A 15,760-nucleotide genomic window follows, 5' to 3' on the forward strand; every position below is an offset into this window, starting at 1 on the left:
ACTGAAAAACCTTTGTCAAAGTTTTAAACTTTGACAAAGGTTAATACGCACAGCAACAAAAAACAAAAAAACAAACTATAATAATAAAGTAAAGAGAGCATGAGTACTATTCCTTGGCAAGACAGACCCGAAAACAGCAACGACGTAATGTGGAGATATTCTGAAAACCCAATTATCGACAGATATGCAATCCCATCATCAAACAGTATTTTTAATAGTGCGGTTGTGCCTTTTGGAGATGGCTTTGCAGGTGTTTTTAGATGTGATAACAAAGCGGTACAAATGAACATTTTTGCAGGTTTCAGTAAAAACGGAATCGATTGGGACATTAATCACGAACCAATTGTAATGCAATCCGGTAATACTGATATGATCGAATCTGCTTATAAATATGACCCCCGTGTTGTTTTTATCGAAGATCGTTACTGGATTACGTGGTGTAACGGATACAATGGACCTACAATTGGTATTGGATATACTTTTGACTTCAAAGAATTTTTTCAATGCGAAAATGCCTTTCTGCCATTTAACAGAAATGGAGTTTTGTTTCCACAAAAAATAAACGGAAAATATGCCATGTTAAGCCGTCCGAGTGATAATGGTCATACGCCTTTTGGAGATATCTGGATTAGTTATAGCCCGGATATGAAATACTGGGGAGAACACCGTTTGGTTATGAAACCATCTCCTTTTGAGCAAAGCGCATGGCAATGTACCAAAGTAGGCGCAGGACCAATTCCAATTTTGACTAGCGAAGGCTGGCTGATGATTTATCACGGCGTTATCAATACCTGCAATGGTTTTCGTTATGCGATGGGAGCAGCACTTTTGGATGAAAACGCACCAGATCAGGTAAAATATAGAACACAACCTTATTTATTAGGTCCGGCAGAAATTTATGAAATGGTTGGAGACGTACCAAATGTAGTTTTCCCATGTGCCGCTTTGCATGATATTGAAGAAGATAAATTAGCCGTATATTACGGTGCAGCAGATACCGTTGTAGCGATAGCATTTGGTAAATTAAGTGAAGTTATTCAGTTTACAAAAGATAATAGTTTATAATAAAAAGCATGCGTTTAAAAATTCAATGGTTAAAAGTAGTTTTAGGATTTCTCTCGATTAGTGGTTACTCACAATCGAAAAATACCATAATACCTAAAACTTACGTTGCTGCTAAAACTAGAAATCCAATTGTAATCGATGGAGACGAAGCTGATGCTTCATGGAATAAAGTAGATTGGACTGATCTTTTTGAAGACATAGAAAATAATGTAAAACCAAAATATGCAACAAAAGTTAAAATGCTCTGGGATGAAACCAATTTTTACATTTTAGCAAAAATTGAGGAACCGCACGTTTGGGCAAATTTAAAACAGCGTGATACGATTATCTTTTACAATAATGATTTTGAAGTTTTTATAGATCCCGACAGCGACACTTTTAACTATTATGAATTAGAGATAAATGCCTTAAATACAGCTTGGGATCTATTTTTGTCAAAGCCTTACAGAGAAAATGATAATGTTGTTTTAAACGACTGGAATATTCCGGGCCTGAAATCAGCAGTAAAAATCAACGGAACGCTAAATAATGCAAACGATACAGATGAAGGTTGGATATTAGAAATGGCGATTCCCTGGGCATCTTATAAAACATCTTATTTTGATAAAAATGTGCCTGTAGATAAATTTTGGAGAGTTAATTTTTCAAGAGTCAATTGGCAACATAGTATTACGAATGGCAGTTATGAACGGAAAAAAGATGCTGACGGAAAATTTTTACCGGAGTACAATTGGGTTTGGTCGCCAATGGGCGTAATCAATATGCACGAACCGGAGAAATGGGGGTATGTTTATTTTTCTTCCAAAGATGGAAAAGACAACTTTACTATTCCGCAGGAAGAAAAAGTAAAATGGGAACTTTATAATTTGTACAGAGCCCAAAAAGAATATTATCAGAAGAATAAAGTGTGGGCAAAATCTATACAAAATCTAACCAAAGAAACTATTAGTGTTGATGGTAAAATTTTAAAACCAATAGTAGAAAATCATTCAACGGGATACAACATTTCGATAAAAAGTCCATTTTCTAATCAAACATTTATTATCAGGCAAGATGGCAAAATAATACAAAAATAAACTACTATGAAACTATCAAAACTATTACTTTTTTTAATAGCACTCAGCATTTTTTCCTGCGCTAAAAAAGAAGAACAAACCAATTTTAAATTTGGAGTCTGGACAACCGCTGATCCTAAAAAATCGGATGCAGATTACACCAAAGAATTCAAAAAATATAAAGATGGCGGAATCGATGAAGTATTAATCAATACCAAAACAGATCCAAAACTCTTGAAAAGATTAGCGCCTCTTGCCACAAAAGAAGGCTTGAAAGTACATGCCTGGATCATGGCTATGAACAGACCGGATGATTCTGTTGCATTGCAACATCCGGATTGGTACATGGTTAGCAAAGAAGGAAAATCATGTTTTGATAACCGCCCTTATGTGGATTATTATCAATGGTTATGCCCAACAAGAAAAGCATCAAGAGATCACGTTTTAGGTTTGGTAGAAGAACTGGCAAAAGTAGAAGGAATCGAAAGTGTACATTTAGATTATATTCGTTTTCCCGATATTTTTTTACCGATAAGTTTATTACCAAAATACAACTTAGTTCAAGATGTAGAATTACCCCAATTCGATTTTTGTTATTGTGATGAATGTGTAAAAGCATTTGAAAAAATACATCATAAAAACCCCAAAACAAGTCACAACACTTCTATTGATATGGAGTGGAAAAACTTTAGATTAAATGCCATAAAAGCAGTCGTTGACGATGCTTATAAAATTGCGCACAAGCACAATAAAAATTTAACCGCAGCAGTATTTCCTTATCCTGAAATGGCAGATCACATGGTACGACAACGTTGGGACAAATGGAATATTGATGAAGTATATCCTATGATTTATCATAGTTTTTATAATGAAGAAATTGACTGGGTTGGTTATGCCACAAAACAAGGTGTTACTGATTTAGAAGATAAAAAAACGAAAATCAATACGGGAATTTATATTCCGGGATTGAAAAACGATAAGGAGTTAAAAGAAGCTATCTTGTTGGCAAAAGAAAATGGAGCTGTTGGTGTTTCATTTTTTGACGGAAATGCATTGTCTGATAGTAATTTAAAGACAATCAAAGAAACAAAAGCAAGTTTAAAATAGCTTTTTAACCTCTTCAAAAGATTAAAATAAATGATATGTCAAATTGCGTATAATTAATTCAAGTTGCTGGTTTAAAAATTCAACAAATAAGTTGGTTGTAAAAAAGTATAATCCCTATGGGATATTTCTATGGTGTGTCTTTCGATAATTCTACCAATATTAAACTCCTAACGGAGTAATAAAAAATATCCCGGAGAGATTACATATTTGGTAGAGATCAATTTATTTTACCATTTTTTTGTCCCGTAGGGACTACACTTATAAAAAATAAAGAATGAAAAAAACAATATCCATATTATCAGTTTTGATTGCTTCAATAGGATCAGTTAATGCACAGGAAAAAGTTCCTTTCTGGCAAAACGAAAAAATCAATGAAGATAATAGGGAGCCGATGCACGCTGCTTATTATGTTTTTGAAAATGAAGCATTGGCAACTAAAAATGAATGGAGACAATCTAAAAATTATCTGGATATTAACGGAGCCTGGAAATTTAAGTATGTTGACAGTCCGGATGATCTTCCGAAGGAATTTGAAAAAAGTAATTTTAATGACACATCCTGGGATAATTTCAGAATTCCTGCAAGCTGGGATGTAAATGGTTATGGATATCCTGTTTATGTAAATACCACGTATGATTTTGATTATTTAATGGCGCCAAACCCCCCATTTGTGCCCACTAAATATAATCCTACGGGTATTTACAGAAGGGATATTACAATTGATAAATCTTGGGAAGGAAAAGATATTTTTCTACATATTGGTACCGCAAAATCGAATCTTACGGTTTGGGTGAACGGCGTTTATGTGGGATATGGCGAAGACGGAAAATTGCCTTCTGAATTTAATCTGAGTAAATATGTAAAAACAGGCAAAAATAGTATCGTTCTAAAAGTAATGAAATGGAATGACGGTTCGTATTTAGAATGTCAGGATATGTGGCGAATGAGCGGAATTACCAGAGATTCTTATCTGGTTGCCAGAAATAAAACACATCTTAAAGATTATGAAATCATTCCGGATTTAGACGCTTCTTATGTAAACGGAACTTTGAAAATTGCAACTGAATTTTCAGATTTAAATAAAAAAGACGGTTATAATTTAGAAGTTCAGTTAAAAGACGGTGATAAAATAGTTACCTCTAAAACTATTTCCGCTTTAAGCGAAAAACAAACTTTTGACTTCGCTGTAAATAATCCGAAGAAATGGAGTGCCGAAATCCCAAATTTATATCAGGTTTCTTTTCTTTTAAAAGATAAAAAAGGAAATGTTATCGAAGTAATCAATCAAAACGTAGGCTTTAGAAAAGTAGAAATCAAGGGCGGACAACTTTTAGTAAACGGAAAAGCAATTTACATAAAAGGGGTAAACCGTCATGAAGTTGATCCGGTTGCGGGACAAACTATTTCGAGAGAACGCATGGAACAGGATATTAAAGTCATGAAAGAATTTAATATCAATGCAGTAAGAATGTCGCATTATCCTAACGATGAATATTTCTACGAGTTATGCGATAAATACGGAATTTATGTGGTTGATGAGGCCAATATAGAATCACACGGAATGGGTTATGATATCACCAAAACGCTGGGTAATAAACCAGATTGGGAACTGGCACACATTCAGCGAATGCAGCGAATGATCGAAAGGGATAAAAACCATTCTTCGATCATTATATGGAGTATGGGGAACGAAGCCGGAAATGGTTACAATTTTTACAGAGGGTATTTATGGATTAAAAATCGCGATAAATCAAGACCTATTCAGTACGAAAGAGCGACAGCCGGTGCTTGGGATGGAAAAGATCTGAAGTTTGAATGGGATTCTGATATTATTGACCCAATGTACAGTTCGCCTAATAAAATGGAAGAATATATTCTGGCAAACCCAAATCCGTCAAGACCTTATATTCAGTGCGAGTATGCGCATGCGATGGGAAACTCTATGGGAAATTTTAAAGATTATTGGGATGTAATTCGTAAATATCCGAACTTTCAGGGAGGATTTATCTGGGATATGATCGATCAGTCGGTTTATAAAATACAACCTGACGGAACTAAGATTCTTGCTTATGGTGGAGATTTTGGACCAAAAGATGTAAGAAGTGATAACAACTTTGTCAATAATGGTGTATTTACGGTAGAAAGAAAACCAAATCCGCATGCTTTTGAAATGCGAAATGTAATGCAAAACATTCTGACTTCATGGGAGAATAAAGAAACGGCAACTATAAAAGTGTACAATGAATTTTCGTTTAAGGATTTAAGCAATGTGACTTTGCACTGGAAATTAATTTTGGACGGTATTGCACAAGACTCAGGAGTTATTGACTATCTGGCAATCGATCCTAATCAGTCAAAAACCTATACGTTGCCTATTAAATTGGGCGATAAACAATTTAGTGAAGCTTTTATAAATATAAGTTATCAGCTAAAACAAGACGAACCGCTTTTGCCAAAAGGTTTCGAAATCGCAAGAGAACAATTGGCATACAAAGGAATTTGGAAAAATAATATAAAAGTTAATGGCGCGGCTAAAATAAATGTAGAAAAAAACGCAAACAATACCGTTTTTAAAAGTGATAAAGCCGTGATAACTTTCGATAAAAAAACAGGATTTATAAACGGTTATTCATTCGAGAATAAACCCGTTCTAAAAGACGGCTATCAATTGCGACCAAATTTCTGGAGAGCGCCAAATGATAATGATTTTGGAGCAAATCTTCAGGTAAGCTTAAAAGCATGGAAAGAAGCTACAGAAAATCCTACGCTTATAAACTGGTCATATACGAGTACAAAAGACAATAAAATTCAGGTAAAAGCAACTTATAATTTAACGTCAGTTTCTGCTACCTTAGAATTAAATTACGAGATAAACAGCAACGGAGAATTAAGCGTAACAGAACAATTGAATATCGATAAAACAAAAGAAACCCCGGTATTACCAAGATTTGGAATGGAAATAATTTTGCCTAAAGATTTTAGTGCAATAAGTTATTACGGAAGAGGGCCACACGAAAATTATATCGACAGAAATTATAGTGCACAAGTTGGAATTTATAATCAAACAGTTTCAGAGCAATATTATCCATACATCCGTCCGCAGGAAACCGGTAATAAAACTGATGTTCGCTGGTTGGAATTGTCAAATGATACATTGAAAATAAGGGTTACATCAAATGAATTGTTGGCAACTACAGCTTTACATTTTTTAAATGAAGACTTGGATGATGGTTTAAAAAAAGACCAACGACACGCTGCCGAATTGAAAGAAAGAGATTTAACAAGTCTTAAAATTGATTATAAACAAATGGGAGTTGGTGGTATAGACAGCTGGCAAGCCTGGCCAATGGAAAAATACCTTTTGAGAGACAAAAAATATGAATATCAATTTAAAATAACACCATCAATAAAATAATTAGCATATGAGAATTATAAAGTCCTGTTTGATTATTGGTTTTCTTGCGCTTGTAACGTCTTCTTATGCACAGAAAGTTTACACGGAAAATGATATTCGTATTATTCCAAAACCAAATCAGACAATGATAAAAGCAGGTGTTTTTGAATTTACAAAAGACACAAAGTTCGTTGTCAATGGCGATTTCCAAAAAGATGCTGCAACTGCTTTAATCAATAAATTTGGAGTTGCTGCAGGCTGGCGTCCGGAAATTACATCAAAAATTCCGGTGAGTAATTTTATCCAGTTTAAAATCGATCAAAACTTAAAAAATGAAGCTTATATATTAGATGTAAATCAAAAAAGTATTACTATTTCGGCTAAAGGAAATGCAGGTTTTCTGTATGGTTTAGAAAGTGTCAGACAATTGCTTCCGGCTGCTATAGAAAGTAATTATACTATTACATCTGAAAAATGGCAGATCCCGAATGTAACGATTACTGATGAACCACGTTTTAAATGGAGAGGTTTGATGCTGGATGTGTCACGCCATTTCTTTGATAAAAATTATATTCTGGCAACAATCGATCGTTTGGCGATGCATAAAATGAATGTTTTGCATTTGCACTTGGTAGACGATCAGGGTTGGAGAATCGAAATAAAAAAATATCCAAAATTAACCGAGGTTGGTGCCTGGAGGGTCGATCAGGAAAATGTTTCCTGGAATGCCAGATTGACTACAAATCCGGATGAAAAAGGGACTTATGGCGGGTTTTTTACGCAGGAAGAATTAAAAGAAATTGTAAAATATGCCGCAACAAAAAACATCGAAGTAATTCCGGAAATCGAAATGCCGGCGCACGTAAGTTCTGCTATTGCATCGTATCCTGAACTGGCTTGTTTTGATCAGCGTATTGGCGTTCCGTCTGGCGGATTATGGCCTATCACGGATATTTATTGTGCCGGAAAAGAATCTACATTTGAGTTTTTGCAAAATGTATTAGACGAAGTAATGACTGTTTTTCCATCAAAATACATTCATATTGGTGGAGATGAAGCGACTAAAACCAATTGGGAAAAATGTCCGTATTGTCAAAAAAGAATGAAAGATCTGGGCTTAAAAAACACTAATGAATTGCAAAGTTATTTTGTAAAACGTATTGAAAAATATATTAATTCTAAAGGTAAAAAAGTAATTGGCTGGGACGAAATTATAGAAGGCGGTTTAGCTCCGGAAGCTACAGTAATGAGCTGGAGAGGTACAAAAGGTGGTATTGAAGCAGCAGATCAGGGACATGATGTTATTATGACTCCGGAATCTCCTTGTTATTTTAATTTTTATCAAGGGCCTCAAAATGAAGAACCATTGGCTTTTGATGCTTATAATCCGTTAAATAAAGTGTACGAATTTGATCCGGTTGTTTCAACCATGACACCGCAGGAAGCTGCACACGTGTTAGGCGGACAAGCGAATTTATGGGCAGAGCATCTGGCGGGCCCAAAAGATTCTGAATATATGATTTTTCCAAGATTAGCGGCATTATCAGAAACATTATGGAGCCAAAAGGAAAAACGCAACTGGAACGATTTTACAACAAGATTGTTTTTATTATTAAGACGTTATGATTATTTAGGGATCAATTACGCAAAAAGTGCTTATTTGGTAACAGCTTCTTCAACGGCTGATTTAGCCAAAATGCAAATTAATGTTGAGTTGAAAAATGAATTTCCAAATCCGGATATTCGATATGTTTTAGGGAATAAAAATATGGATCATCACGCTGTAAAATATACAAGCCCAATTGGATTTAAGGAAACGACAATCTTAAAAGCTTCTTTGTTTCGAGACGACAAACCGGTAGGAAAAATGTTTACAGATACTATTATTTTTCATAAAGCCGTGGGACGCAAAGTAGAATATTTGACTCCTTTTAATCAGAATTATAAAGGAGATGCCAATACAATGGTAAACAGCATTCGCGGAAGCAAAAATTTCCATGACGGACAATGGCAAGCATGGCTGGTAAATGACATGGAACTTGTTGTTGATCTGGAAAAGCAGGAAAGTATTCAGGAAGTGTCAGTTGGAACTTTAGAAAGTCAGGGTGCAGGAGTTAATTTTCCAATAGAAGTTAAAGTGTTTGTCTCAAATGACGGCATCACATACAAACAAGTTGGAAAACTGACTCGTCCTTTTGCGATAAGTCCGGTTCCGGAATTGAAAGATTTTAAAATCAATTTCGAAAAACAAAATGTACGCTATGTAAAAGTAATCGCAGCTAACTTAAAGAAAAGCCCTAAAGGCGAATCTTCATGGTTATTTGTTGATGAAATTTCTGTGAATTAAATAGACAGTTGGGCGCAATTATTTAAACACATAGAAACATAGATTTATATTTTGAAATGAATAAAAAAGAATATAAAAAGAAACTAGTTTCTTACACATAGCTATGTGTTTTTATTTAAAAATGGATTGAAGCTTTCACAAAGTCAGAATTACGCATAATACCAAAAAACAAAAAACAAAAAATAATAAACAATAAACAGATTAAAGATGAAAAGAGGAATATTCATACTCGCACTTTTATTTTCAGTTCAAATGTTTTCGCAGGCTATTTACGAAGATGAACGTTATGTGCCGGAAACAGATCCGTTAGTATTAAAAAACTTAGACGAGTGGCAAGGTAAAAAATTTGGATTGTTAATGCATTGGGGAACATATAGCGAATGGGGAATTGTAGAATCCTGGTCAATTTGTCCGGAAGATTATGGATGGTGCGAACGAAAAAAAGGAACTAATCCAGGAAATTACAATGAATATGTAAAAGAGTATGAAGGATTAAAAAAGACTTTTAATCCAATAAAGTTTGATCCTGCAAAATGGGCAAAAGCAGCGAAATATGCAGGAATGAAATACATGGTTTTTACCACAAAACACCATGACGGATTTAATATGTTTGATACCAAATATTCTGATTATAAAGTAACAGACAAAGGATGCGCTTTTAGTACTAATCCAAAAGCAAATATTGCCAAAGAAGTTTTTAATGCGTTTAGAGCTGAAAATATTTCAACCGGAGCTTATTTCTCAAAACCTGACTGGCATAACGAAAATTACTGGGATCCTTATTTTCCTCCTTTCGACAGAAACGTAAATTATGATCCGGCTTTATATCCTGAAAAATGGCAGAAGTATGTTGATTTTACACACAACCAAATTTTAGAATTATTATCTGATTACGGTAAAATTGATATTTTATGGTTAGATGGTGGATGGGTTAGAAAAAGAGACCAACAAAACATAAAAGAAAACTACGATGAAAAGTTTGCTGAAAACGAAGCAAAAAACGGTTTCATCAAACACAGAGTCGTAGATCAGGATCCTAAAATGGATGAATTAGTAATAAAAGCACGCCAAAAACAACCGGGTTTAATTGTAGTAGACAGAGCGGTTCATGGAAAAAACCAAAACTATCTGACTCCAGAAAACAGGGTTCCTGAAAAAACCTTGCCTTACCCGTGGGAATCTTGTATTACCTCTGGCGGCGGATGGTCATATACTCCCGATGCTACATATTTAACAGGGCGACAAGGTATTCATATGTTGATTGATGTTGTGGCAAAAGGGGGGAATTTATTATTGAATGTTGCACCAAGTCCTGAAGGAGAATGGCAACAAGGAGCTTATGATTTATTGGCAGCTTACGGTGATTGGATGAAGGTAAACAGCACAGCGATTTACAACACAAAACCAATTGAGCCTTTTAAAGAGAGCAACATTTGCATGACACAAAATAAAGCCGGTAATGTTTTCTTGTTTTATCTGGCTAAAGAAGGAGAAAATAAAATTCCTGCAGAAATTGTGATAAAGTCAATTAATCCTAAAAAAGGAACAAAAATTTCGATGTTAGGTTCAAAAACTTCACTGAAATGGACTAAGGAAGCTGAAGGATTTAAAGTTGTAATTCCGGAAAGTTTAAGAAACAATTTACCTTGTAAAGAAGCATGGACTTTAAAAATTGAAGCTATTAACAGATAGAAATTATTATGTTTTTAAATAAAAGGATAACAATACAAACAGCATGTTTTTTTTACATGCTGTTTTTTGGCATAAGTATTTTTGCACAGGAACCTGCTGATTTTGTAAATCCGCTTATTGGAACTTCCAATTACGGAGCCACTTTTCCGGGACCAATCGCACCAAGAGGTATGGCAAGTATTAGTCCGTTTAATGTTGCGGGGAAGCAAAACAAATTAGAAAAAGACAGTCAATGGCTGTCAAATCCGTATGTAAACGAAAATACGTTTTTAACCGGATTTAGTCAGGTAAATATCAGTGGCGTTGGTTGTCCGGATTTAGGTGTTTTGTTATTAATGCCAACGACAGGAGAAATAGAGACTAATCATTTAAAATACGGTTCAACTTATTCTAACGAAGTTGCTAAAGCAGCATATTACAGTGTAAATCTGGATAAATATAATATTAAGGCTGAATTTACAGCGTCTAAAAGAGTAGGTGTAAGCAAATTTACTTTCCCAAAAGGGCAATCTAACATTTTGTTAAATCTTGGTTTAGGTTTAACAAATGAAGAAGGAGCGATGGTAAAAGTGGTTTCATCTACAGAAATTGAAGGAATGCGTTCCGTTGGTTCATTTTGTTATAATAGTCCGGAGGATGCTTATCCGATTTATTTTGTAGCGAAATTTTCTAAAGCTGCGGATAAATTTGGAGTTTGGAAAAAACCGACAAAATATGAAGGAGTTGAAGCACAATGGATGACGTACAACGGCAAAACCAGAATGATGGACAATACTATTAAAACAGTTGTTGGTGATAGTATTGGGACTTATTTTAGATACAAATTTAATAAACAGGAAACTGTTGAGGTAAAAATTGGAATTTCGTACGTGAGTATCGCAAATGCGCGTGAAAACTTAGAAAAAGAAACCGGAAACAAATCGTTTGAAGCGGTTTATAATGACACATATAACGAATGGAATGATGAACTTTCTAAAATTTTGGTCGAAGGTGGTTCAAAAGACGATAAAACTGTTTTTTACACGGCATTATATCACACCTTGATTCATCCGAATACTTTAAATGATTTTAATGGAGAATATCCTGTAATAAAAAGAACCAAAATTGCCAAAACCGATGGAACACGTTATACGACGTTTTCTTTGTGGGATACGTATAGAAACATGCATCCTTTAACATCGTTAGTGTATCCTAAGCAACAATCTGATATGATAAAAAGTATGCTGGAAATGTATGATGAAAACGGTTGGTTGCCTAAATGGGAATTAAATTCGACAGAAACATTTACAATGGTTGGAGATCCGGCAAGTATCGTTATAGTCGACGCCTGCTTAAAGGGAATTCAGGATTTTGATATTTATAAAGCATATTATGCAATGCTAAAAGGGGCAGATAAAACCGAAAATAATCCGTTACGCCCGGGGCTGAAAGAATATATCGACAAAGGGTATTTATCAACCAATTATCGCGGTCCTGTTTCTACAACGCAAGAATATAATACTTCAGATTATGCGATTTCACTTTTGGCGAAAGCTTTGGGTGAAAAAGATGATTATAAGCGTTTTACTAAACGTTCATTATCGTACCAAAAATTATATGATAAAGATTTAAAATTATTTCGACCAAGAACAGCTGCCGGAAAATGGTATGAACCTTTTGATCCAGCATCGGGAGCAAATTTTCAGGAAAATGTTGGTTTTATCGAAGGCAATGCGTGGCAATATGCTTTTATGGTTCCGCATGATATAAAGGGACTAATGAAATTAATGGGCGGTGAGAAAGCTTTCTCTGATCAATTGCAAAAAGTATTCGATACCAAACAATTTGATATGGCAAACGAGCCGGATATTGCTTATCCTTATTTATTTAATTATGTAAAAGGAGAGGAGTGGAAGAGTCAGGAAATAGTGAAAAAATTAGTTAAAGAATATTTTCAAAACAAACCAAATGGTTTACCAGGAAATGATGATGCAGGAACAATGTCGGCCTGGTTGGTTTATTCGATGATGGGGATTTATCCAATATCGCCGGGAGATCCAATTTATACTATTACCACGCCAATGTTTCATAGAATAACGATCAAACTAGATCCAAGATATTATAAAAAAGAAAGCATTGTAATTGAAAGACAAGAAAATAATGATGGAAAAATCAATTCGATTGAGCTAAACGGAAAATCACTTAATAGCTTTTTTATTTCGCACGAAGATTTTGTGAATGGAACGATGCTGAAAGTGATTCAAAATTAAAAAACAACACAACTATGTTACAAGTAAGAATGAAAAAAACAGCCATTATTTTCATAATGGCTGTTGGTTTTTATAACCACGGTTACACCCAAAAAAAATATCCCTACCAAGACCCTAAATTACCGGTAGAAGAAAGGCTTACAGATTTATTAAGCCGAATGAGTCTGGAGGAAAAAGTACGCCAGATGGATATGTACAAAGGGGAGTTTTTTAAAGATAAAGAAGATTTTTCGAAATCAAAATCAGATCTAAAAATAGGGAATCTGGGTATTGGGGCGATTCATGACATTTATCCGCGTTCGGCAAAAATGATCAATGATTTGCAAAGCGAAGTAATTAAAAAGAACAAATGGGGAATTCCTGCACTTATAATGTGCGAGATGCTTCACGGTTATCTGGATGACGGCAGTACGGCTTTCCCCATGAATATTGGTTTAGGTGCAACCTGGGACACAAACCTAATGGATAAAGTAGGTAAAGTAATTGCGACTGAAGCCAGAGCACACGGAGTTCATTTTGGGCTGGGACCAAACTTAGATCTTGGCCGTGAACCAAGATGGGGAAGGGTTGCTGAAACTTTTGGTGAAGATGCTTATTTAAACAGCGAGATTGGTTTGGCAATGATAAAAGGTATGCAGGGAGATGATTTAAGATCAGATCGTTCCATTATTGCAGAACCCAAACACTTCGCTGTTCACGGAATTCCACAGGCGGGAGGAAATTCATCTCCAATTTTATTGGGAGAACGTTCGGTCCGTGAAGACCATCTTCCATCGTTTGAGAAAGCATTTAGAAAAGGCGGTGCTTTAGGAACCATGTGTGCGTATTCTGAATTAGATGGAATTCCTTGTGCAGCAAACCATTGGTTATTGACAGATGTTTTAAGAAAAGAATGGGGTTTTAAAGGAATTGTAGTATCAGATTTGGGTGCTATAAAATACCTTCAGGTAACACATTATGTTACAGATTCGCCTAAAGAAAGTATTAGAGAAGCAGTTGCTGCTGGAGTTGACATGCAGTTTTATGATTTTACAAATGAGTTTTGGCAGCAAAGCCTTATTGAATTGGTAAACGAGAAAAAACTAACAATGGCGCAAATAGACCGTGCTGCGGGTGGAGTTTTAAGATTGAAATTTTTATTGGGATTATTTGAAAACCCGTACACGGATAAAAATCTGATAAAGGAACGTTTTCATACCAAAGAAAATCAGGAAATTGCTTTAGAAGCGGGTCATAAATCAATTATTTTATTAAAAAATGAAAATAATATTCTACCTTTAAGTAAAGATATAAAAACAGTTGCTGTTATAGGCCCAAATGCTGATGCGTCAAGATTAGGTGGTTATGCTGTAAAAAATAAAGTGGGAACTACTGTTCTTGAAGGTGTTAAGCAAGTTGTTGGTGCCAAAACCAATGTATTGTATGAAGAAGGTGTTCCTTTAATTGTGAAAGGACAAATTATTCCGTCGAAATATTTATTTACACCTGACGGATCTCAAAACGGATTAAAAGGAGAATATTTCAATAACAGAAATGTAGAAGGAAATCCAGTATTAACTCGTATTGACAATCAATTAGAATTTGACTGGCCCTGGTCTCCGGGAGATGGTGTTACAGATGATGATTTCTCAATTCGCTGGACAGGATATATTCAATCAGAAAAATCATTTGATGGCTGGTTGGGTTTAAGTTCAGATGATGGAATCAGAATGTGGGTTGATGATCAATTGGTTATCGATAACTGGACAAAAGGTGCTACAAGTATGGTTACGACTCCAAAAAATATCGAAGCCGGAAAAAAATATAAAGTCCGCATCGAAATGTGGGAGGGCGGCTGGGGAGCCAGAGCGCACTTGCGTTGGAATCTGGAAAAAGTAAATTTTCAGCCAGCGATCGATATTGCTAAAAAAGCAGATGTTGCGATTGTAGTTTTGGGAGAATCAAATGAATTGGTAGAAGAAAACAGAGACGTTGCATCTTTAGACTTGCACGGAATGCAGCAGGAATTGATCGAAGCCATCCAGAAAACAGGAACTCCGGTTGTTTGTGTGTTATTAAACGGTCGTCCGCTTTCTACAAACTGGATCAGCGAAAATATTCCTGCTCTTGTAGAAGCCTGGTTTCCGGGTGAGGCAGGAGGTACGGCTGTAGCCGATGTTTTGTTTGGGAATTATAATCCGGGCGGAAGATTGCCTATTACAGTTCCTAAATCTGTTGGACAATTGCCTATATATTACAATCAAAAACCATCTGCGATACATCGATATGTTAGTGAAAGCGAAAATCCGTTGTACACATTTGGTTACGGGTTAAGTTATACGACTTTTGAATATTCAAATCTTAAAACCAGTGCTGCGTCAATTAAAACAGATGGAGAATTGAAAGTAACTATAGACGTTAAAAACACAGGAAATTATGATGGAGATGAGGTTGTGCAGTTGTACATTAATGATGTATATAGTAGTGTAACAACTCCAAGAAAAACATTGAAGGGTTTCAAGAGATTATTTATTAAAAAAGGAGAAACAAAAACTGTAGAGTTTACATTGACTTCTGACGAATTATCGCTGTGGAATCGTGAAATGAAGCGGGTTGTAGAACCGGGAGATTTTGAAGTTATGGTAGGTGGTAACTCTGTTGATTTACAAAAAAAATCTTTTAAGGTTTTGTAGTGATTTGGTAAAAAACGATAAGATATTTATTGTTTTAAGTATTAAATAGAGAATACCTTTAAAAAAAACAAAAAACAGTTAGATATGGTTAAGTGGTAGGGGTTGGTATAAAGAGGATTAAGATTACAAATAAAGTCGTTTTATTTCTTTTAAATGTTAAAGTTTCCCCAACGCCTTTT

General features: G+C 35.1%; 8 protein-coding genes. All 8 read left to right on the forward strand.

What is annotated here, in order from left to right; genetic code table 11:
- Positions 1-99 precede the first annotated feature (99 nt).
- The 8 genes from CHB81_RS03285 to CHB81_RS03320 all read left to right on the forward strand — a co-directional run bounded on the left by CHB81_RS03285 (position 100) and on the right by CHB81_RS03320 (position 15,581).
- Positions 100-1,065 carry a glycoside hydrolase family 130 protein gene (locus tag CHB81_RS03285; RefSeq protein ID WP_089350458.1) on the forward strand — a complete coding sequence of 322 codons (966 nt, stop codon included), beginning with the start codon at positions 100-102 and terminating at the stop codon, positions 1,063-1,065.
- 8 nt (positions 1,066-1,073) lie between these two features.
- Positions 1,074-2,141 (forward strand): carbohydrate-binding family 9-like protein, encoded by a 1,068-nt coding sequence (locus CHB81_RS03290; protein ID WP_089350459.1) that lies wholly within the window; start codon positions 1,074-1,076, stop codon positions 2,139-2,141.
- A gap of 6 nt (positions 2,142-2,147) precedes the next feature.
- Positions 2,148-3,227 carry a putative glycoside hydrolase gene (locus CHB81_RS03295; protein ID WP_089350460.1) on the forward strand — a complete coding sequence of 360 codons (1,080 nt, stop codon included), beginning with the start codon at positions 2,148-2,150 and terminating at the stop codon, positions 3,225-3,227.
- Positions 3,228-3,501: 274 nt separating this feature from the next.
- Entirely contained in the window at positions 3,502-6,642 is a 3,141-nt protein-coding gene (locus CHB81_RS03300) for a glycoside hydrolase family 2 TIM barrel-domain containing protein (protein WP_089350461.1), read from the forward strand.
- 7 nt (positions 6,643-6,649) lie between these two features.
- Positions 6,650-8,968 (forward strand): glycoside hydrolase family 20 protein, encoded by a 2,319-nt coding sequence (locus CHB81_RS03305; RefSeq protein ID WP_089350462.1) that lies wholly within the window; start codon positions 6,650-6,652, stop codon positions 8,966-8,968.
- 207 nt (positions 8,969-9,175) lie between these two features.
- The gene (locus CHB81_RS03310; RefSeq protein WP_089350463.1) at positions 9,176-10,660 is read left to right on the forward strand and encodes an alpha-L-fucosidase; all 1,485 of its coding nucleotides are present in this window, start codon (positions 9,176-9,178) and stop codon (positions 10,658-10,660) included.
- Between the two features lie 8 nt (positions 10,661-10,668).
- Complete coding sequence (locus CHB81_RS03315; protein WP_089350464.1) at positions 10,669-12,909, forward strand: GH92 family glycosyl hydrolase; 2,241 nt, start codon at positions 10,669-10,671, stop codon at positions 12,907-12,909.
- A gap of 14 nt (positions 12,910-12,923) precedes the next feature.
- Entirely contained in the window at positions 12,924-15,581 is a 2,658-nt protein-coding gene (locus CHB81_RS03320; RefSeq protein WP_089350465.1) for a glycoside hydrolase family 3 N-terminal domain-containing protein, read from the forward strand.
- Positions 15,582-15,760: the final 179 nt, after the last annotated feature.

This window comes from Flavobacterium sp. ov086 (assembly GCF_900187965.1).
Lineage (GTDB): Bacteria > Bacteroidota > Bacteroidia > Flavobacteriales > Flavobacteriaceae > Flavobacterium.

Coding starts and splice junctions, on each gene's coding strand:
- CHB81_RS03310 (WP_089350463.1), top strand. CDS start 9,176: ATGAAAAGAGGAATATTCATACTCGCACTTTTATTTTCAGTTCAAATG.
- CHB81_RS03305 (WP_089350462.1), top strand. CDS start 6,650: ATGAGAATTATAAAGTCCTGTTTGATTATTGGTTTTCTTGCGCTTGTA.
- CHB81_RS03295 (WP_089350460.1), top strand. CDS start 2,148: ATGAAACTATCAAAACTATTACTTTTTTTAATAGCACTCAGCATTTTT.
- CHB81_RS03285 (WP_089350458.1), top strand. CDS start 100: ATGAGTACTATTCCTTGGCAAGACAGACCCGAAAACAGCAACGACGTA.
- CHB81_RS03320 (WP_089350465.1), top strand. CDS start 12,924: ATGTTACAAGTAAGAATGAAAAAAACAGCCATTATTTTCATAATGGCT.
- CHB81_RS03315 (WP_089350464.1), top strand. CDS start 10,669: ATGTTTTTAAATAAAAGGATAACAATACAAACAGCATGTTTTTTTTAC.
- CHB81_RS03300 (WP_089350461.1), top strand. CDS start 3,502: ATGAAAAAAACAATATCCATATTATCAGTTTTGATTGCTTCAATAGGA.
- CHB81_RS03290 (WP_089350459.1), top strand. CDS start 1,074: ATGCGTTTAAAAATTCAATGGTTAAAAGTAGTTTTAGGATTTCTCTCG.